Here is a 19,088-nt window from a genome sequence, read left to right on the forward strand (position 1 = left end):
TTAGCTCCGAACGGGCTGGGCGCCTGCGGGGGCGGGCGCACTGGCGGGGGTGGGTGTGGGCGCTGTGACGGCTTGCAGGCGCGCAGCCAGCTTGTCGCGCAGCACGTGCAGGACAAGGGCGGCCAGCGCGACCAGAGCAACAAGCGAGATCAGTTTGTAGGCGTCGTTATAGGCCATGACCCACGCTTGCTGGCTGGCGTCGGTCACCATTTGGGTGACCGATTGCTGCCGGTTGGCGGCCATATCGGGGTTTTGCAGGGCAAGTGCTGCGCTTTGGCGCGCGATGCTGGCCTGCACCAGCGGGTCGCTGGGCACAAGTTGTTCGGTCAGCGTCGCAAGGTGCAGCACTTGCTGGTGGTTGGTGAACGTGTTGAACAGACCCGACCCCAGCACGGCCCCAAGGCTTTGGGTCGAGATGAAGACGATGATGAACGACAAGATATACTGCGGCCCTTTGCGCAGGGCGGCCATCATGCCCATCATCATCGCGGGCGGCATGAACAGCATCGAGGCGATGGCGATCAGGCTTTGGCTAAACAGGAACTGGTGCGGGCGGGTATCGACGGTCGAGTGCGAGTCGAGGTAGGCCGCCAGCGCGATCAGGACGAGGGCGGCGGCGTGCATAGCCGCCTCGCGCGTGGGGCGAATCCAGATGACGCAGATAAGACCGCCGATGATGCTGGCGACACAGATGACCGAGAACAGCCCGACCAGTTGGCCTTGCCCGACGCCGAGCACTTGGAACATGCGCGGTGCGCCCGCGCTTTGTTCCGACAAGACCAGCCGGAACAGCAACAAGGTCAGCGTCAGGTGCAGCATGGCGGGCGTCGCGAGCCAGCGGAAGTCGATCAGCGGGGTGGGGCGGCGCAGCTCCACGATGATCGCCGCCGCCAGCGCCCCGACCGAGGCTGCAATCAGCGCCCCGATCCAGCCTGCGGCGGTCCACCAATAGATGGGGCCCATTACTGCGCCGATGACGATGCCAGAAAAACCAAACCCGATCAGAGCGAAGCTGATGAAATCCTCGGCCTGAATGACTTTTTCGGGCGGCGGTGCTTGTAGGGGCAGCAGCCAGACAACCGCGAACGAGAGCAGCGCTAACCCGAGGCTGGCCGTATGGACGCCCATCAACCCGCCGTCGCCGATTAGGGACGGCGAGATGACCCGCGCGAAGCTGGGGCCGATCAGGATGACAGTCATAATCACCGGCAGGCCGATTTTGATTTTGGCCGGTGGGCTCAGCGGTTCCAGCATATAAAGGAATGTCAGCGTCATTAGCGGCGCTGCGGCCGAGCCCGAGAGGAACTGCACGATCAGCGCCGAGCGAAAATCGGTAATCCAGAGCGAGGCGAACGCCACCGCCACGAATGCGACGATGCTGAATTCGGTAAAGCGGCGCAGCCCGATTTGCGAGCGCACCTTGGTGAGGATGAGCGGCAGCACCGAGCGCGGGATCATGTAAGCGGCCAGCAGCCAACTGGCGTCGGTCGTGTCGACACCCAGATCGCCCGCGATCTGCGGCAGGTTCGTCATGACGAACCCTTGCCCGAGGCCGGTGGCAAGCCCCGTCAGCAGCGCCGCCAGAAAATAGGGCAGCGCTTTGACGGGGGTCATGCCAGCGCCCAGCAGCGCGGGGCGACCGCTGGGGGTCATCGGGGTAGGGGGCATGGGGGGCGGGGCACCCTCGTTAATCACTGTCGCCATGAGTCACCCACTTTCGCCGCGTTATCGGCCATTTTGGCAAGCGCCCGCTGCAGGACGATGCGGTCTTCATCGGGGATGCCCTCAAGCATCTGCACCCGCGCGGCCTGCATGAAGCGGCGCACGATGTTGCTTTGGGCTTTTTCGGTCAGGAACAGCGCCCGCTTGCGCGCATCGCCATCGACGCTGCGGCGCTCCATATAGCCTTGACCCTCTAGCCAATCGATATGACGTTTTAGGGTCGGGGCTTCGATGTCGAGGGCTTGGGCGAGTTCGGCCTGCGTTGCGCCTTCCATGGTTGAAAGGCGCGTGATGACGCGGGCGCGCGAAATCGTCAGCCCGACCTGCGCCGCGCCGGTGTCGCAACTGCGGCGCAGATCCCGCAGGACGCGCAGCAGAAGGTCGAAGACTTCCGAATTCGAATCCATTTCATTACCTTGCTAAGTTGTTAGCAGGCTATCTAACTAGGATGAGCGTAAAGCCGCCGCAAGGCCAAAGGCAAAGGGTGCGACAAAACGCCAGATTCGGGCGAAAATCGAAGAAAAAGGGTCTAAAACGGCCCGCCCGCAGGGGGCAGGCCGCAATTTTTGGACGTTATTGTGCCGGTGTGACGCGAATGAGTGCACCATCTTCGGCGTCGGTCAGAATCATGATCGCGCCATCGGGGGCGATGGCAACGTCGCGGATACGGCCCTGATCTTGCAGATAGCGGGCCTCGCCGGTCACGGATGTGCCGTCGAGTTCGAGACGCACCAATGCTTGCCCACGCAGGCCGCCGGTCAGCAGGCTGCCCTGCCAATCGGGGAACATATCGCCGTCATAGAACACCAAGCCCGAGGGGGCGATGATCGGGTCCCAGTAATAGAGCGGCTGTTCGGTGCCATCGGCGGTGGTGTTGCCGGCGCCGACGATCTCGCCGCTGTATTCGGTGCCATAGGTCGCCAGAGGCCAGCCGTAGTTCAAGCCCGCCTCGGGGCGGTTCAGTTCATCACCGCCAGCGGGGCCGTGTTCGATTGTCCACAGCGCGCCATCGGGGCCGATGGTGGCGCCTTGCATATTGCGGTGGCCGTAGGACCAGATCTCGGGCAGGGCGCCGTCGATCGTGGGGTTGTCGGCGGCAGGCCCGCCGGCGGGGTCAAGGCGCAGCACTTTGCCGAGGTGGGTGCCGAGGTCTTGCGCCAGCGGGCGCGCATCGGGCACCGAGCGCTCGCCCGTGGTGACGAACAGCGCGCCGTCGGGGGCGAACACCAGCCGCGAGCCGTAGTGCAGGGTCGAGTCCCATGCGGGCTGTTGTTGGAAGATGATTTCCATGTTTTCCAGCGCGCTGCCGTCGGTCGACAGGGTGCCCGTGGCAACGGCGGTTGCGGTTTTGCCTTCCTCGCGCGGCGCGGCGAAGCTGAGCCAGATGCGGCGGGTTTCGGCGAAGTCATCGGCAATCGCCACGTCCAGCAAGCCGCCTTGGCCGCGGGTGTCGACGGTCGGCGTGCCGCTGATGGGGTCGGACAGGGTGCCGTCGGCGCCCACGTGGCGCAGCGCGCCCAAACGTTCGGTGACCAGCCAGCTACCATCGGGTAGCAGCGCCATGCCCCACGGGTTTTGCAGCCCGTCAACAATGGTTTCGCTGTTCAGTTGGGTTTCGTCTGCCAAAACGGGGGCGCGGGTTTGCCCCTCGAAGGCGGGAGATTGGCCTTGGCGGTTTGGCGGCTCGGCGTTGAAATCCTGCGCGAGCGCGGCCGTTCCGAGGCTTGTGGTCGCAAGCAGGCCAAGGCCGGCAAGCATGTGACGGGTGTGTTGGCGGTGTATCATCGTCGACTCCTCTCGTCATATTGGGCCGCGTGTTTGGGCGCGGCGTGGCAAGTATGGGGGGTTATGCGGCGAAATGCCACATCCTATTCAGCCAAGCGTCGCTATCGGCGGATTACTGGCGGTCGCTATCGCCTTGAGTTGTCTTCGCTGACTGCATAAATCTTAGGCAACGCCAGTATCGGCGCGCGAAGAAGGAGTGATGCAGGTGGCAAGAGCCAAGGAAAATGTCGGCGCGGCTTTGACGCGCGGTTTGATGTGCCGCTGCCCCTCGTGTGGCGAGGGCAAGTTGTTCGCCGGCTATCTGGCGGTCGCGCCGGTGTGTACCGTCTGTGGTGAAGACTTGGGGCGGCTGCGCGCGGCTGACGGCCCCGCCTTCATGACAATGTTGTTGGTCTGCCTGTCGCTCATCCCGACGCTGTGGTTAGGGTTCGTCTATATCCCCAACCCCTTGGCGCTGGCGGGAACGGTGTCGGTTGTCATCGTAGCCTTGGCTTTGGTTCTGCTGCGATTGGTCAAGGGCGCGTGGTTGGCGTTCGAATGGGTGTCTGCCCGCAACGCTTGACGCGTCACACAGGAAGCGCGCGGGCGATTTGGCGGATGAGCCCCGCCAGATCGCGCGTTTTCACATCCATCGCCACGTTGCGCGACACCAGCATAATGTCGGCGGTTGCACCCGGCAGGTTGATCGGGCGGAACACGACACCCGGCTGCGACAGCCACGCGGCGGATCGCGGCAGGATCGCGACCCCCTCGCTGGCGCTGACAAGGCAGAGGGCCGAGCTTGTATCGATGAATTCCGCCCCGATGACAGGCTTGACCCCCGCGCGTTTCAGGGCGCGGTGGATTTCGCGGCCATAGCCGGTGCCAAGTTTGGCGGTGAAGTTCATCAGCTGCACGTTGTCGAGGTGATGCGCCTCGAGCGTGGTGAGCGCGGTTAGGGGGTGGTCGGCCGGCAGCGCGACGCAGAAGCTTTCTTGAAAGATCACCTCGCCGTGGAGGTAGTTGGGCAGTGATGTCGGGCGGGTCAGGGCCAGATCCAGCTGGTCGTCCAGCAACATCTGGATCTGAACACCCGTGGTGTGGGTTACGGGGGTGACGATCGTGGCGGGGTGCAGTTGCTTCAGCTGCTTGATCGCACCGGGCAAGATTGTGGCCATCACCATATTGATACAGCCAACGCGGATGCGGCCGGCCTCTTCACTGGTTGTGGCGCGGGTGAAGCGGATGGCTTCGTCAACGTCGGACAGGATGCGCTGCGCATAGCTGGCAAACCGGTGGCCCGCGGCGCTCAGCTGCACGTGCCGCGTCGTGCGGTGGAACAGCGACGTGCCGATGCGTTCCTCCAACTGGCGGATTTGTTGGCTGAGCGGGGCTTGCGCCATGTTCAGGCGTTCAGCGGCGCGGCCGAAGTGCAGCTCCTCGGCCAGAACGGCGAAATAGCGGATATGGCGCAGGTCGATTTGGTGATTCATATCGGCCAAGTTTAAAACTATTTTTCAACTGAATATAGATTGTGGCGCGGCGATGCGCTTGTCCAGCGCGTGACGTTGCGGCGCGGGCGCGCGGGCTTTGCGCCGCTTATTAATCAGGCGCGTTCGGGGGCATGGTGCATATGTTCGCCGCACGAAAACGACAGAATTGTTCTAAATCGGGGGTTTGGACCCGCGCGGAGGGATTTTGTGTTTCGCGTATTCATACGGGTTCGATATGAGAATAATTCGATCTCGGGTCTTTAACCGGGCACAGTGTCGCGTTTAACGTGGCGGACAAGCTGGGCGTAGACCCTTGCAATTTAACACGGGGAAATGGGTGACAGCGGAGTTTTGGCTGGTCAAAATTGGCCGCATGGCGTTGACGATATTTATCGTTTTAACCTTTACTTTCATAGCGCTGCGAACATCGTTCGACCCCGCGCAAGCGATGCTGGGGCCTGATGCGACCCAGCGCGAAATCGCCCTGTTCCGCGATAAGTGGCTGCTCGATCGGTCGATATTCGAGCAATATTTTGTGTATATCAAAAACGCACTGACAGGCGACTTCGGCATGTCGTTTCGTGACGGGCGCCCGGTGACCGAGCTGATCGCCGAGCGCATTCCGAAGACGCTGGCTTTGGGTGCGGTGTCGTATCTGATCGCGGTTTTGGTCGGGGTGCCGCTGGGGTTGTTGGCTGCGCTTTATCGTGGCTCGGCGCTGGACCGGCTGGTCATGGTGTTTTCGGTCGTCTGGTTCGCGCTGCCGAACTTCTTCCTTGGGATTTTGATGATCCTGCTGTTCTCGCTGACGCTGCAGTGGCTGCCCAGTTCAGGGTCGTCGACGGCGTTGCACTTCATCATGCCGGCTGCAGCGTTGGGGTTGAGCTTGGCGGCGATTTTGGCGCGGTTCACCCGATCGGCCATGCTGGAAGTGCAGTCGAAGCCCTATATGCGCGCGGCGCAGGCCAAGGGCGTGCCGCGCTGGCGCCGGACTTTGTTCCACGCGCTGCCCAACGCAGCCATTCCGTTGGTCACGATTATGGGGCTGATGCTGGGCAATCTGGTCGCGGGCACCGTTGTGGTCGAAACCGTCTTTGCGTGGCCCGGTGTTGGGCGGCTGCTGATCACCGCTGTGTCATCGAAAGATATGGCCGTGGTTCAGGCGCTGGTTGTGCTGGTGGCCGTATCGATGGTGACGGCGAATATTTTGGTCGATTTGTCTTACGGGCTGCTCGATCCGCGCATGAGGAGCCGGTCATGATCCGTTCGCGTTTGGTGTTGGGGGCCGCCGGGCTGGTTCTGGGCGTTGTGGTGTTCATGATGCTGTTCGGGCCGGTGGTCTGGCAGGTGGACCCGACCAAGCAGAACCTGCTGGCCCGCCTTGTAGGGCCGTTCTGGACCGAAAAAGGCAGTTGGGCGCACCCGCTGGGCACCGATCGGCTGGGGCGCGATGTGTTGGCGCGGCTGATTGTGGCAACGCAGATGTCGGTTCAGGTGGCCCTGTTGGGCACCGTCATCGGCGCGGTTTTTGGCGCGCTTGTGGGGGTGGTTTCTGGCCACTTTGAGGGGCGGGTCGACAATGTTCTGATGACGATTGTCGATATTCAACTGTCGCTGCCGTTCATTCTGATCGCGCTGACCTGCGTGGCGTTCTTTGGTAATTCGCTGACGTTGTTCATTATTTTGATGGGATTGTACGGCTGGGAAACCTATGCGCGCCTGGCGCGCGGGCTGGTGATGTCGGCCAAGCGGCAGACTTATGCGCGGGCCATCGTTTCACTGGGGGCGTCGCCCACGCGGCTTTACCTGCGCCACATCCTGCCCAACATTGCCAGCGCGCTGATCGTGCAACTGACGCTGACCGTGCCTGCGATTATTCTGCTGGAAAGCGCGCTTAGCTTTCTGGGGATGGGCATTCAGCCGCCGAACACCAGTCTGGGGCAAATTCTGGGCGAGGGCCGCGATTATCTGGCCACCGCATGGTGGATCGCTGTCTGGCCCGGTGTGATTATTTTTCTGATTACCTTGTCGATTAGCGTTCTGGGCGATGCCCTGCGCGACCGGCTGGATCCCGTGCTGCGTGCACGGGCCTGACCGCCAACTTTCATTCCCTTCAAAGGAGCCAGCCGTGATTACTCGTCGTTCCCTGAATAAATTGCTGCTTGGCGCAAGTGCGTTGGCCTATACGGGTTTGCTGACGCGCCCTGCGGCGGCGCAAGCGCCTGACGTGTTAAAGATTGCCGTAGATTCGTTGTGGCAGACCATGTCGCCGGTCACCGGCTTTGCCACCAGTTCGGCGCGCATCTATTGCAACTTCTACGAACGTTTCACATCGGTCGACTATCTGGCTGACCCGAACGGTTCGGTGGTGGTGAACCATCTGGCCGAAAGCTTTGAGCGTAACGGTAACATCTGGACCGTGAAGATGCGCGAAGGGGTGATGTTCCACAACGGGGTCGAGATGACCGCCGAGGATGCCGCCTTTACCCTGTCCGAGGAACGCTACCGCGCCGTGGATGCCTACGAGCCGCGCGGCGCGACCTTTACCGAAGGGTTCGTGCGTGTCGAGGCGATCGACAAGTACACGATCGAAATCGAGACCGCGTCTGAAGACCCCCACGTTCCTGCCAAACTGTCCAGCGTTGCGGGCATTATCGTGCCCAAGGCCTACTATCTGGAAAAGGGTGTCGACGGGTTTGGGCAAGAGCCGATCGGCACTGGCCCCTACAAGGTGACCACCTTCCGCTCGGGCGAGATTATGGTGCTTGAGGCATTCGACGGCTACTGGGGCAGCGAGACGGCGTCGGTCCCGCGGATGGAATGGCATGTCGTGCCCGAATTCGCCGCGCGCATGGCAGGGGTTGTCTCGGGCGAATTCCACATGATGGCCGGCATCCCGACCGACCAAGAGGCGCAGGTCGCCAGCTATGACGGTGTCGAGGTGACGAGCGTTCCGTTCACGTCTTACGCCGCCGTTGCGTTCAACACCTTGCCCGATCCGGTCGACAACCCGCTGGTGGATGCGCGGCTGCGTTATGCGATGGTGCAGGCCGTCGATATGGATCTGATCGTGCAGGCACTGTTCGGCGATACCACCTTCCACCCCGCCGTGCCGTTCAATTTCCCCGAATACGGTGATTTCTACGAGCCTGACCTGAAGTCGAACCTGCCCTACGACCCCGAGGCGGCGCGCGCCTTGGTCGAGCAGACCGACTACAACGGCCAGCCGCTGATCTGGCACATTACCCGCGGCTTTTACCCGAACTACGAAACGGCGGCCGAGATCATGGTTCAGCAGTGGGCCGAGGTAGGGATCAATGTCGAGATGCGGGTCTTGGACAACTTCTCGATGGTGTATCAGCGCCCGTTCCACCTGATGAACTTCGCCAATGCGACGGCATTTATTCCGGGCGACCCCTACCAGCCGCTGTGGCTGGACTGGAACCCCGAGGCCAACCGCTCGCGCGCGGATTGGAAAACGTGGGCCCCGAGCGAGGCTTACATCGCCGCAGGTGCGCGCTTTAACGCCGCGCTGTCGTTCGAGGAGCGTTTCGCGGCCTATAAAGAGATGTCGGCGGCGTGGCAGGAGGTGACGCCTGCGCTGTTCATGTGGCGTCAGGTGGGCAGCTTTGCGCTGCGCAGCGGCATCAACTGGACGCCTGCCGGCGCGGAAATGCGCCTGTTCGGCGGGTATTTGTCGTTTGCTTAAAGACTGACACGGGTGGCCCCCCTGGGGGTCGCCCTTGGTTCGAGGAAAAGATATGTCCGACCATCTGCCCGATGACGTGCTGCTAAGTTATGAAAACCTGACGATCCCCTTGCCCGGTAAGGGTGACCGGGCGCGCGCCGTCGAGGGGTTGAGCCTGCAGCTGCACCGGAATGAGATTTTGTGCATCGTGGGTGAAAGCGGGTCGGGAAAATCGTTGACAGCGCTGTCGACGATGGGGTTGCTGGACGCGGAATTCGACCGGCCGCAGGGGCAGATCATGTTCCACGGTAACAACCTGCTAGAGATGGGCGAGCGTCAGCGGACGCAGCGCATCGGCGGCAAGTTGGCGATGATTTTCCAAGAGCCGACGGCCTCGTTGAACCCGTTTTATACGGTCGGCCATCAGGTGTCCGAGACCTTCAAGATCCACACCGACCTGTCGAAGGCCGAGATTCGCCAAAAGGTGCTGGATCTGTTCGCCGAGGTGTTGCTGCCTGATCCTGAGCGCATCTATCGTAGCTATCCCCACCAGCTATCGGGCGGGCAGTGCCAGCGCGTGATGATCGCCTCGGCGCTTGCGTTGAACCCCGAGGTGCTGATCGCGGACGAGCCGACGACCGCGTTGGATGTGACGACCCAGGCCCAGATTCTGAAGCTGATGCTGCGCCTGCGCGAACGCCATGGCACGGGTATTTTGTTCATCACTCATGACTTTGGTGTCGTGGCCGAGATTGCCGACCGCGTCGCCGTTATGTGCCGCGGCGAGTTGGTGGAGGTTGGCCCCACCGCCGAAGTTTTGAACAACCCCCAGCATGCCTACACCAAGCGCCTTGTCGCCGCCGTCCCTCGGTTGGAGCCGCGCGCCGCGCGTAGCGATTTGGGCGAGACTGTGCTGCGCGCGCAGAATATCTCGAAAACCTATCGCACGGGCCATATCGGCAAAGCGGTGCACGAGGTGCGGGCCGTTGACGACGTCAGCCTGACGCTGCGGCGCGGCGAGACGCTGGGCTTGGTCGGCGAAAGCGGGTCGGGCAAGTCGACGCTGTCGCAGTGCATCATCCGTATGGTTGATGCCGACGGCGGCGAGATCGAGATTGACGGGATCCGCTTCGACAGCCTGCGCCCGCGCGCCTTGCGCCATGCGCGCCGTCATGCGCAGATCATTTTCCAAGATCCCTATACCGCGCTGGACCCCCGCCAAAAGGTGGGTGATGCCATTGCCGAAGGCCAGTTGATCCACGGTGTGCCAATGGCCCAAGCCGCCGCGCGCACGGCCGAATTGTTGGAGGCGATGGGCCTTGACGCCTCGGCCGCCGAGCGGTTCCCCCACCAGTTTTCGGGTGGTCAGCGCCAGCGTATCTGCATCGCCCGCGCCTTGGCGCTAGAACCCGCCCTGCTGATCGCGGATGAAAGCGTCTCGGCGCTGGATGTGTCGGTGCAGGCGCAGATTTTGGAATTGCTGGTCGATGTGCAGCAGCGCCTGCAGTTTGGTCTGCTGTTTGTGACCCACGACTTGCGCGTTGCAAGCCAGCTGTGTGACCGGATCGCGGTCATGCAAAAAGGCAAGATCGTCGAAATCGGCGAGCCTGTTCAACTGTTTACCAATCCCGCGCAGGAATACACCCGCCAGTTGCTGTCCGCGGTGCCGGGCGCAGGCTGGGTGCCGCAAAGCGCGGCCTGATCCGATCGAGGAGTAGATCATGGGACCGAAGTATAAAGTCAATCCGATGCCGGAGCAGATCTCGGCCGAGAAGATCGCGCGCTATAGCGGTGTCGAGGTTGCGATGGTGGGGCATTTCCGCGACCGCGGGTTCGTGCACCGCGCGATCCAGCCTATTTTGCGCAAGCCGGGCACGGTTGTGGGCACGGCGGTGACGGTTGCCATCCCGTCCGACGATTCCACCATGCTGCACTACGCCATCAAGCAGCTGCGTCCGGGCGATTTTTTGATGATCGACCGTTTGGGCGATGATCGCCATGCGCCCATTGGCGGCGGCACGGGCCAGATGCTGAAGCTGCGCGGCGCGGCGGGTGTGGTGATCGACGGGCCGTGCACAGACCCTGACGAGATTTTGGAGCTGGATCTGCCTTGCTGGTCGCGCGGATTTTCGCACATCACGACGCGCGTTTACAATCGCGGCGGGGCGATGAACGTGCCGGTCTCGGTCGGGAATACGCCGGTGATGCCGGGCGATGTGGTGATCGCCGATGCGACGGGTGTGATCGTGCTGCCCCCCGACGAGGCGGACGAGGTGTGTGATCACGCGCTGTTCCGCCAAGCGCGCTATAACGAATTCATCGCCAAGGTGCGCGCGGGTGAAGTGATGCCCCAATCCGCCGCGCAGAAATATGTCGAGGAAGAGTTGAACAATGCAACGCGCTGACGTTGAAAAGGCCCGCCGCGAGCGGTGGGACCGCACCAAACCCGCCGGTGTCAGCGCGCAGGGCGTGGTGACCGCGCAGCACTACAGCGCCGCCGATGCGGGTGCGAAAGTATTGGAAGAAGGCGGCAATGCCGTCGACGCGGCGATCACCGCCGCATTGACGTTGCAAACGGTCGAGCCGTGGATGTCGGGTCTGGGCGCCTGCGGTTATATGCAGGTGATGCAGCCCAATGGTGACGCGCAAACTATTGAATTCACAGGGCGATTGCCCGCGCATCTGGATATGGACGTTTACGCGCCAGCCGATGACGGGGCCGTATTCTTCAACGGCAATGCGATCTCAAAGGGAGGCGCGAATGTGCGGGGGTTTACCTCGGTCGTGGTGCCGGGGGCGGTGAGGGGCTTTGCAACGGCGCTGGCGCAGTTCGGAACCATCGGCTTTGACCGCGCCATCCGCCCTGCGCGCGATGCGGCGGCGGCGGGCACGGTGGTCGATTGGCACACGACGCTGGCGATCGGCCTCGGCCATGGCGAGATGCGCGCCGATGCAAACATGCAGGCAGTTTTCCAGCCGGGCGGCAAGATCCCTGCGCCGGGCGCAGTGCTGCGCAACCCTGCATTGGCGGTCACGCTGGCACGCCTGCACGACGCGGGACCTGACGATTTTTACACCGGCGCGACCGCCGCTGCGTTGGTGGCCGATTTGCAGGCCGCCGGCAGCACCATCACGCTGGACGACATGGCCGCTTACGAGGCGCGGGTCTACCCCTCGGTTCCGTTTGAATTTGCGGGGCATACCGTGTTCACCCCCGGCGATACCAGCGGCGGGTCGCGGCTGCGGCTGGCGTTAGGGCGGTTTGCCGAATTGTTCGGCACGCAAGGCGAGGTGGGGCCGAAGTTCTACGCCGATTTCGCCACCGCGCTGAAATACGCCTATTCCGAAGAAAAACGCCCCCTGACCGCGACCGAGCGCGACAAGGACGGATCGACCACGCAAATCAACGCCGTCGATGCCGATGGCCGTTTTGCGACCATCACCTTCACGCTGTTCAATCGGTTCGGTGCCTATGCGATGTCGCCCGCGACAGGGATTTTGCTGAACAACGGGATGGCGTGGTACGACCCGCGCCCGGGGCGGATCAATTCCATGGTGCCGATGGCTTACGCGCACAACAACATGTGCCCCGTCGCGATTGCGGGCGGTGGCCGGTCGGTCGCGGTGCTGGGCGCGTCGGGTGGCAATATGATCGTGCCTGCGCTGGCGCAGATTACCGCGATGCATCTGGTGGCGGGGATGGATGTGGCCGATGCCGTCAGCCACCCGCGGATCGACGCGGGCCCCGCGCCGGTCGTGACGGTGAACGTCGATATGACCGATGCCGAAATCGCCGCCGTCGCTGCCCTTGGCCCCGTGCGCGCCGCGCAGACCGAAGTGATGCCGCGTCCCTTCGCCTCGCCCGCAATGACGGGGCGGCGGGGTGATTTGTTCGTCGGCATGCCGGATACCTCTTATCCGCCGGCAGCCGCTGCTATCGTAGTTTCAGGGTAGAAAATGCTGAATTCTTCTTTGTTCGACGCAATTCCGGGTGTCCTCGACGTCGCGGCACCGCGTGTTGCACCCATTTGCGTGGTGTATGACAGCCCGCACAGCGGCGTGGATCTGCCCGCAGGTTTCCATCCGTCGGTCTCGGCCGATATGGTTCTGAAGGCGACCGATACGCATGTCGACGCGCTGTTTGACAATGCGCCCGCCACGGGTGCGCCGCTGCTGCGAGCGTTGTTTCCGCGCAGTTTTCTGGATGTGAACCGCGCCGAGAGCGATGTCGATGTCGAAATGCTTGACGCGCCGTGGCCGCATCCGGTGCTCGGGTCTGCTGCGGCCAAACGGGGCATGGGTCTGGCCTGGCGTTTCGCCTGGGGCGATACGCTAATGCATGATGTGCCGATTTCGGTAGCCGAGATGGAGGCGCGAATCGCGACCTATTGGCAGCCTTATCACCAGCGCGTTGCGGCCCTGATCGACGGCGTGCATGCGAAATTTGGTCAGGTTTACCATGTCGATTGCCATTCCATGCCCGCCTTTGGTCATGCGCTTTCGCCCGACCCTGCAGGCACCCGCCGCCCCGACTTTGTGATCGGCGATTTTGATGGTCAGACGGCATCGCCTGATTTCGTGGCGGTGGTGGTCGATACACTTCGCGCGCAGGGTTACGAGGTGGCGCTGAACAACCCCTTTCGCGGGGCCGAGCTGATCCGCCGCTATGCCGACCCTGCGAAGGGCCGCCATAGTTTGCAGATTGAGGTAAACCGCGCCCTCTACATGGACGAAGACACCCGTGCGCGCAGCGGCGACTTTGCTGCTGTGAAGGCCAATCTGGATCGGCTGACCGAAGAAATCGCCGCCTTTGCCAAGGCGCGCATGGCCGCTGCCGTTTGAAAAAGCGCCCCCCGCAAGATGCTGCGGGGGGCTGCCATTTTAGTCGGCTTTCAGGAAGTCGGCGACGTCCAGCAAGATGACTTCGTTATCATCGGCACGGCCGAATTCGCGCCCGACCGAGAACGGGTAGTTGTTGTCGTTAGCGACGACGATGGTGGTCTCGTTCACCCAATCGACATCCTCGATCGTCATGAAGGGGAAGTTGAACACGCCGTCGATGGTGCCGCGCGGGGCAAGGCCGTTCGGGTCGGCGATGTTCATAAGGTCGATGTAGGCGATTTTTTCCAGCACGCCGTTCTCGTCTGCACGCTCCAGATCGATCAGATAGATACGCTTGAAGTTTGCGGGCTTGGTGAAGGCGGCGTCGCGGGGGTCGCCCTCGTTCTGGTCGCGTTCAATGACCAGCGCGCGCGTGGTGCCAGGGATCATGTTGAAGCTGCCCATCGAATAGGACGCGTCTTCCAGCGGGTAGAAACGCACCTTGTCGCCCCAGGCATTGGCGACGGTATCATATTCGAAAATGCGCAGAACCGGCGTGCCGTTGATGGATTCAAAGCTGCCGTCGGCCCAGTTGTAGACGGTTTTTTCGATCATCGGGTACAGGGTCGTGCCATCCGAACCAAGGGCCATCCCCTCGTACCCGCCCGAGCGTTGGACGATCACGTTGTCGGGCAGTTGGCCTGCGGGTGCAGGGGCCTGCACGAACGCGTTGTCGGGCGAACGGTAGAGCTGGCCGTCAACCTCGGTCGCGACCACTTGCAGCACGCGGCCGTTGCCGTCCAGTTGGATCAGCCACGGGCCGAATTCGTCGCCAATCCAGTAGCCATCGCCGACGGGTTGGATCGATTCGAAATCGAAGTCTTGGCCGGTCAGGTAGCGGGTATCGGTGGTTTCCGTGACGATGGGGAAGGGCACGATGCGGTCGGGGTCGTGGGCGAAGATCGTCCGTTCAAAGGCCAGACGGCCTGTGTCGAAGTCGGCTTTGAAGATGCTGAAGTGCAGCATGGCATCGGCCGAGTTCAGCTGATTGCCGTAGCCGTTATCGGTCAGGAACAAGAAGCGGTTATCGCCAAGGCTGCGGGTCGAGGAAAACCCCTGCACCGGCTGCCCAGCGAACGGGCGCGACAGGCCGGTTTTTTCGTCGAAGATGCCCATAGGCTGTTCAACCCGCGCGCCAGCCGTAAAGCGGCCCGATTGGGCGAAATAGCTGGGCGCGTCGGCGGGCGGCGCGATGAAAGTGGCTGCGGGCAGTTGGGCGTGGCCGGCCAGTTGCGCGGGAAACGCGCGGGCATCAGCTGCGGTGTCTTGCGCGTGGGCGGCGGCAGCGATGGCAAGGAAGCTGGCAGAGAGGAGAGCGGTAAAGCGGACCATTTGCATTTCCATATGCGGGGGATAAACGCGCCCGTCATCACGGGAAAATGCAACGTAACTGTCGCGTGGGTATGACTTTTTTGTAAAATTACCGCGGCCGCGCTATGGAACCGCCCCCATCATTAAATGGTTCAGGCGCCGGGGAGCAGGCGCAGCCAGCCGGGGGTCGACGCGCCTTGAACTTCGCCGAAATGGAGCGCGAAGGTCTGTTTCCAGCGTTCGGTCGCCGCGCGGTCTGCCATGAAAGTGGGGAAGTCGTCGAGGTTGGCGTTCGCTTAGTCTCAAGCGGTTTTGAGGCCGCCCGCCGCTGATGCGCCTATGCACAGCGACCAGCCGTCATACGACTGCAGCTCGGTCGAGACTTGCCATGCCACGGGGGTGCGCCTCGGCCACCTTCCATCGTACCGACTGGCAGTCATCGCGATCAACGAGTCCGAGCCACCGCTGCCGAAGTTGAGTTCGTTATTGGTCAACACCGCGCGGGGAGAGTGCGAACCGCGCGCAAATGTTATTTTTTGGTCGGTCATCGCTCGCAGCCAGTTTCGGCCATTGGCCTCGACATAAAGCCTGTAGAGGTCGAGCACCGCGTCATGATCGTGAGGGTAGCTCGACGCGATTTCGCCCTACCACTCTAGTTTGATAAAATTCAGCGGGCTTGTGGGCACAGTGGTGGCCGGATCTTACATATAACTGAAGGCCAATAGGCCGACCAACAGCCACGCGCCATCGGGATCTTTGAACAGGTCGCGGACATGCTCGTGTCCTTCGTGCTTGGAGGGGAGCAGGCGGTCTTCAGCCTTCCGGCGGGTGAAATCTTGCAGGGTTTGCAGTTGGATGACATCGGGGATGATACTGCCGGTCGCGCATTGATTGTCGACGTAAGCGCCGTGCAACTTGCTTTAGTCGACCAAGATTTCGATTGTGATGCGGGGAAAGCGCTGGGTGAAAGCAGGTTTCGTCACTTCGTACTGGGCGGTGTGTCGCCGCGCACGTCGATCGCCAGCTTGTGCCCTTTGGTGCTTCGGGGACGGCGGTCTCGGATGCGATAGCGGTTTGGGGGAAGGCGCGGAGAGCACGGTTGCAGGAACACTGAGGCGGCTGATGCCGGATGTGCGGAACATGGAATTCCTTGTGCTTTGGGCAGCCTCCATCCGGTGCGCGAACCGCTGGTTTACCCGCGATGACGGTGCGTTGGGGAAGGGAAGATATCAGAGGGTTTTGAATATATCGAACAGGCCGGGGCTTTTGCGCCAGTCGTTTAAGAAGACGGCCACCGATGTGATGAGCCAGAACATCTGATATTCGATGCCGCCGCGGGCCCAATACAAATTGGGGCCTTTGGCGCTGAATTGCGCCAGCGCGGCGACAGCCATCAGGCCGATCGAAAAGATGGCGGGATATCTGGCACCGCGATTTGTCAGCTTGGCGACGACCAATTCGGTCCGCATTGCAAGCGCGAGGAAGAATGCAGGGGCGGGAAAGCCGACGGTACCCGCAAATCCCGTGATCTTGCCGAGGCCGTGGGGCAGGTAAAACGATCCTAATGCAAGGTGGGTCAACATCATGGGCGGGATTAGGCTGTTGAGCGTTCCATTCGACCGTTCGGGTGCGGATTGGGGAGTAATGGATTACCGTAAAAGACTGAATAAAAAACGAGTTTTGTTTTTTCAGATACTTGCGCTGCATGTTAAAATATTGCCGCATATCATTTAGAATAACATGGCGACTTTGTTGTATCGCTTTCAACGGTCTGTTCCGAATTCGGGTCTTGAAATGCAAACGGGGACGCAGATGCGCCCCCGTTCATTTTTTTCAGTGGCTTAGCCTTAGCTGGGCAGGGCGTAAGCGATCACATAATCGCCCCGATCGGGCGACTGGCGGGCGCCACCTGCGGTGATCACCACGTATTGACGGCCAGTATCGGGCGAGCGGAAGGTCATCGGGCCGCCTTGGCTGCCTACGGGCAGGCGAGCTTTCCAGACCTCGGCACCGGTGCGGCTGTCATAGGCGCGCAGGTAGAAGTCTTGCGTGCCTGCGATGAAGATCAGCCCCGACTGGGTGGCCAGTGTCGGCCCCAGCGTCGGCATGCCGACGGGCAGTTGTAGGCCCATGCGGATCCCCATCGGGCCGGTGTCTTGCACGGTGCCGACCGGCACTTGCCAGACCAGCGCGTGGGTTTTCAGATCGACCGCTGTCAGCGTGCCGAAGGGCGGGGCCTGACAGGGCACACCCAGCGGCGACAGGAAGCGTTCACGCATGGCGCCGAACGGCGTGCCCAGTTGCGGGACAACGCCCATCTCGATCCCGCTGCCGCCTTGGACTTGGTCGCGGGGGATCAGGTAGTTGGCAAGGCCGAGGCGCATGTCGTTGACATACATATAGCTGGTGGTCGGGTCGATCGAGACCGAACCCCAGTTCATGCCGCCCAGCGAGCCGGGCATTTGCAGCGCATGGTCAAGGCCCGGGGGTGTGAAGATCCCTTCGTGACGCATGCCCTTGAACTGGATGCGGCACATCAGCTGGTCGAACGGGGTTGCGCCCCACATGTCGGCCTCGGTCAGGGTCGCGTTGCCGATCATCGGCATCCCGATCGAATAGGGCTGCGTCGGCGAATAGCGCTCGCCCTCGACATTGCCCTGCGGGACGGGCTGTTCCACGATGTCGGCCAGCGGCTCGCCGGTGGCGCGGTTCAGCAGGTAGATCATGCCGGTTTTCGACACCGTCACGACAGCAGGCGTCGTCGTGCCATCGGCGTTCGGGATGTCATACAGCACGGGTTGTGCGGGGATATCGAAGTCCCACAGGTCGTGGTGCACGGTTTGGAAATGCCATTGCACGCGGCCGGTCGAGACGTTCAGCGCCACCACCGAGGAGGAGTAGAGGTCGTCCATCTCGGTTCGCTCGCCGGCCCAGAAGTCGGGCGTGGCGTTGCCGGTCGGCAGGTAGACAAGGCCAAGATCGGGGTCGAACGACATGGCCGACCACACGTTCGGCGTGCCGCGGGTATATCCGCCTTCGTCCAGCGGCTCGCGCGTGACGGCGGGGTTGCCCGGGTCCCAAGCCCAGACCAGCGCACCGGTTTCGGCGCTAAAGGCGCGCACCACGCCCGGGGGTTCGCCCGTTTCGTTGTTGTCGGCCACACGGCCCCCGACGATCACCAGATTGCCTGCAACCAGCGGGGTCGAGGTTTGTTGGTAGTAGCCGGGTTTGACCTCGCCCATGCCGATTTTCAGGTCGACAACGCCGTCTTCGCCAAAGGTGGCGACACGCTCGCCGGTGGTGATGTCCAGCGCGATCAGGCGGGCATCGACGGTGGGCACGAACACGCGCTGCGGGCTAACGGTGCGGTCGGGGGTGATGCCGTCGGGCTCGTCGGCGACGAAGCTGGCGGTTGCGGCATCAAAATAGGCCACGCCGCGGCAACGCTGCCATGCGGGCACGGTGCCGCCCGATTCATTGCGCCAGTTTTCGGCGCCGGTGTCGACGTTATACGAGATAACCGTGCCATAGGCCGTGCAAACGATCAGTTGGTTGCCAATTTGCAGCGGGGTGTTTTGGTCTTCGGCGCCCGATCCGGTGCTCTGCGGTGTCTCGCCGGTGTGGGCCGTCCATGCGACTTCCAGCGTGTTGACGTTCGCGGGGGTGATGTCGTCCAGAGCGGCAAACCGGTGGCCTTGGTCGTTCGCGCCCCACGCCGACCAGTCGGGCGCGGTTGCGGGTGCTGCCTGCGGGGCAGCGGCGGTTTCGGTCGGATGGATCACGCCCTTGGGCGAGAATGCACTGATCGCTGTGATGACGACGCCAGCCACCAGCGCGACGGCCGATCCCAGCCCGATCAGGCGCGGTGTGCGGGCGCGCGTTAGCAGCGGCACCGAAAGGGCGACGACGATACCGCCGACCGCCATGGCGAACAGGCGGCTGACCAGTGGCCAGAAGGTGAAGCCAACCTCCCACACGCCCCAGACGACGGTGGCGATGAAGGTCAGCCCGAACAGCGCCGCGCCGATTGCCTGGCCGCAGATGATCAGCACGCCCGAGGCAATCAGCACCAGACCCGCGATCAGGAAGTACCAGCTACCCCCGAGGCCGATCAGCCAACCGCCCCCGATGGTAAAGAACAGGCCGGCGGCCACCAAGACCGCGCCTAGTAATATGAGCCACGCGCGGCCTAAGCCGCTTCGGCCTCGGACTTCGGTGTCCATTCGAAC

At 62.4% G+C, this 19,088-nt stretch carries 16 protein-coding genes; 8 read left to right on the forward strand and 8 right to left on the reverse strand.

Annotated elements, in window-relative coordinates:
• The 3 genes from BVG79_RS12385 to BVG79_RS12395 form a co-directional block, all read right to left on the reverse strand.
• The gene (locus tag BVG79_RS12385; RefSeq protein ID WP_085787430.1) at positions 1-1,704 is read right to left on the reverse strand and encodes an MFS transporter; all 1,704 of its coding nucleotides are present in this window, start codon (positions 1,702-1,704) and stop codon (positions 1-3) included.
• Complete coding sequence (locus BVG79_RS12390) at positions 1,692-2,129, reverse strand: MarR family winged helix-turn-helix transcriptional regulator (RefSeq protein ID WP_085787431.1); 438 nt, start codon at positions 2,127-2,129, stop codon at positions 1,692-1,694. The genes BVG79_RS12385 and BVG79_RS12390 overlap by 13 nt, the downstream gene beginning before the upstream one ends.
• 166 nt (positions 2,130-2,295) lie before the next feature.
• Complete coding sequence (locus BVG79_RS12395; RefSeq protein WP_085787432.1) at positions 2,296-3,507, reverse strand: PQQ-dependent sugar dehydrogenase; 1,212 nt, start codon at positions 3,505-3,507, stop codon at positions 2,296-2,298.
• Positions 3,508-3,706: 199 nt separating this feature from the next.
• Here BVG79_RS12395 and BVG79_RS12400 point away from each other — a divergent pair, with 199 nt between their 5' ends.
• Positions 3,707-4,069 carry a DUF983 domain-containing protein gene (locus BVG79_RS12400; RefSeq protein ID WP_085787433.1) on the forward strand — a complete coding sequence of 121 codons (363 nt, stop codon included), beginning with the start codon at positions 3,707-3,709 and terminating at the stop codon, positions 4,067-4,069.
• 4 nt (positions 4,070-4,073) lie between these two features.
• On the opposite strand, the gene BVG79_RS12405 is transcribed toward BVG79_RS12400, so the two are convergent.
• Entirely contained in the window at positions 4,074-4,979 is a 906-nt protein-coding gene (locus tag BVG79_RS12405; protein ID WP_085787434.1) for a LysR substrate-binding domain-containing protein, read from the reverse strand.
• Positions 4,980-5,316: 337 nt separating this feature from the next.
• On the opposite strand from BVG79_RS12405, the gene BVG79_RS12410 reads away from it, so the two are divergent.
• Genes BVG79_RS12410 through BVG79_RS12440 form a run of 7 tightly spaced genes read left to right on the forward strand, consistent with a single transcriptional unit; the run spans position 5,317 to position 13,509 of the window.
• Complete coding sequence (locus BVG79_RS12410) at positions 5,317-6,240, forward strand: ABC transporter permease (RefSeq protein ID WP_085787435.1); 924 nt, start codon at positions 5,317-5,319, stop codon at positions 6,238-6,240.
• A complete protein-coding gene (locus tag BVG79_RS12415; RefSeq protein ID WP_085787436.1) occupies positions 6,237-7,073 on the forward strand; it encodes an ABC transporter permease in 837 nt (278 codons plus the stop codon). Before BVG79_RS12410 ends, BVG79_RS12415 begins: the two co-directional genes overlap by 4 nt.
• A gap of 34 nt (positions 7,074-7,107) precedes the next feature.
• A complete protein-coding gene (locus tag BVG79_RS12420; RefSeq protein WP_085787437.1) occupies positions 7,108-8,688 on the forward strand; it encodes an ABC transporter substrate-binding protein in 1,581 nt (526 codons plus the stop codon).
• Between the two features lie 52 nt (positions 8,689-8,740).
• Complete coding sequence (locus BVG79_RS12425) at positions 8,741-10,369, forward strand: ABC transporter ATP-binding protein (protein ID WP_085787438.1); 1,629 nt, start codon at positions 8,741-8,743, stop codon at positions 10,367-10,369.
• Positions 10,370-10,388: 19 nt separating this feature from the next.
• A complete protein-coding gene (locus BVG79_RS12430) occupies positions 10,389-11,072 on the forward strand; it encodes an RraA family protein (RefSeq protein WP_085787439.1) in 684 nt (227 codons plus the stop codon).
• Positions 11,059-12,621, forward strand: a complete 1,563-nt coding sequence (locus tag BVG79_RS12435; RefSeq protein ID WP_085787440.1) for a gamma-glutamyltransferase — start codon at positions 11,059-11,061, stop codon at positions 12,619-12,621. Before BVG79_RS12430 ends, BVG79_RS12435 begins: the two co-directional genes overlap by 14 nt.
• A gap of 3 nt (positions 12,622-12,624) precedes the next feature.
• Positions 12,625-13,509, forward strand: coding sequence for an N-formylglutamate amidohydrolase (locus BVG79_RS12440; protein ID WP_085787441.1), 885 nt, complete (start codon positions 12,625-12,627; stop codon positions 13,507-13,509).
• A 39-nt stretch (positions 13,510-13,548) separates the two neighbouring features.
• Here the strand turns inward: BVG79_RS12440 and BVG79_RS12445 are convergent, their stop codons facing one another.
• The 4 genes from BVG79_RS12445 to BVG79_RS12465 form a co-directional block, all read right to left on the reverse strand.
• Positions 13,549-14,880, reverse strand: coding sequence for an esterase-like activity of phytase family protein (locus BVG79_RS12445; protein WP_085787581.1), 1,332 nt, complete (start codon positions 14,878-14,880; stop codon positions 13,549-13,551).
• A 680-nt stretch (positions 14,881-15,560) separates the two neighbouring features.
• Entirely contained in the window at positions 15,561-15,773 is a 213-nt protein-coding gene (locus BVG79_RS12455; RefSeq protein WP_085787443.1) for a hypothetical protein, read from the reverse strand.
• A gap of 315 nt (positions 15,774-16,088) precedes the next feature.
• A complete protein-coding gene (locus tag BVG79_RS12460; RefSeq protein WP_085787444.1) occupies positions 16,089-16,445 on the reverse strand; it encodes a DoxX family protein in 357 nt (118 codons plus the stop codon).
• A 261-nt stretch (positions 16,446-16,706) separates the two neighbouring features.
• Positions 16,707-19,082 carry a membrane-bound PQQ-dependent dehydrogenase, glucose/quinate/shikimate family gene (locus BVG79_RS12465; protein WP_085787445.1) on the reverse strand — a complete coding sequence of 792 codons (2,376 nt, stop codon included), beginning with the start codon at positions 19,080-19,082 and terminating at the stop codon, positions 16,707-16,709.
• Positions 19,083-19,088: the final 6 nt, after the last annotated feature.

Source organism: Ketogulonicigenium robustum (genome assembly GCF_002117445.1).
GTDB classification, from domain to species: domain Bacteria; phylum Pseudomonadota; class Alphaproteobacteria; order Rhodobacterales; family Rhodobacteraceae; genus Ketogulonicigenium; species Ketogulonicigenium robustum.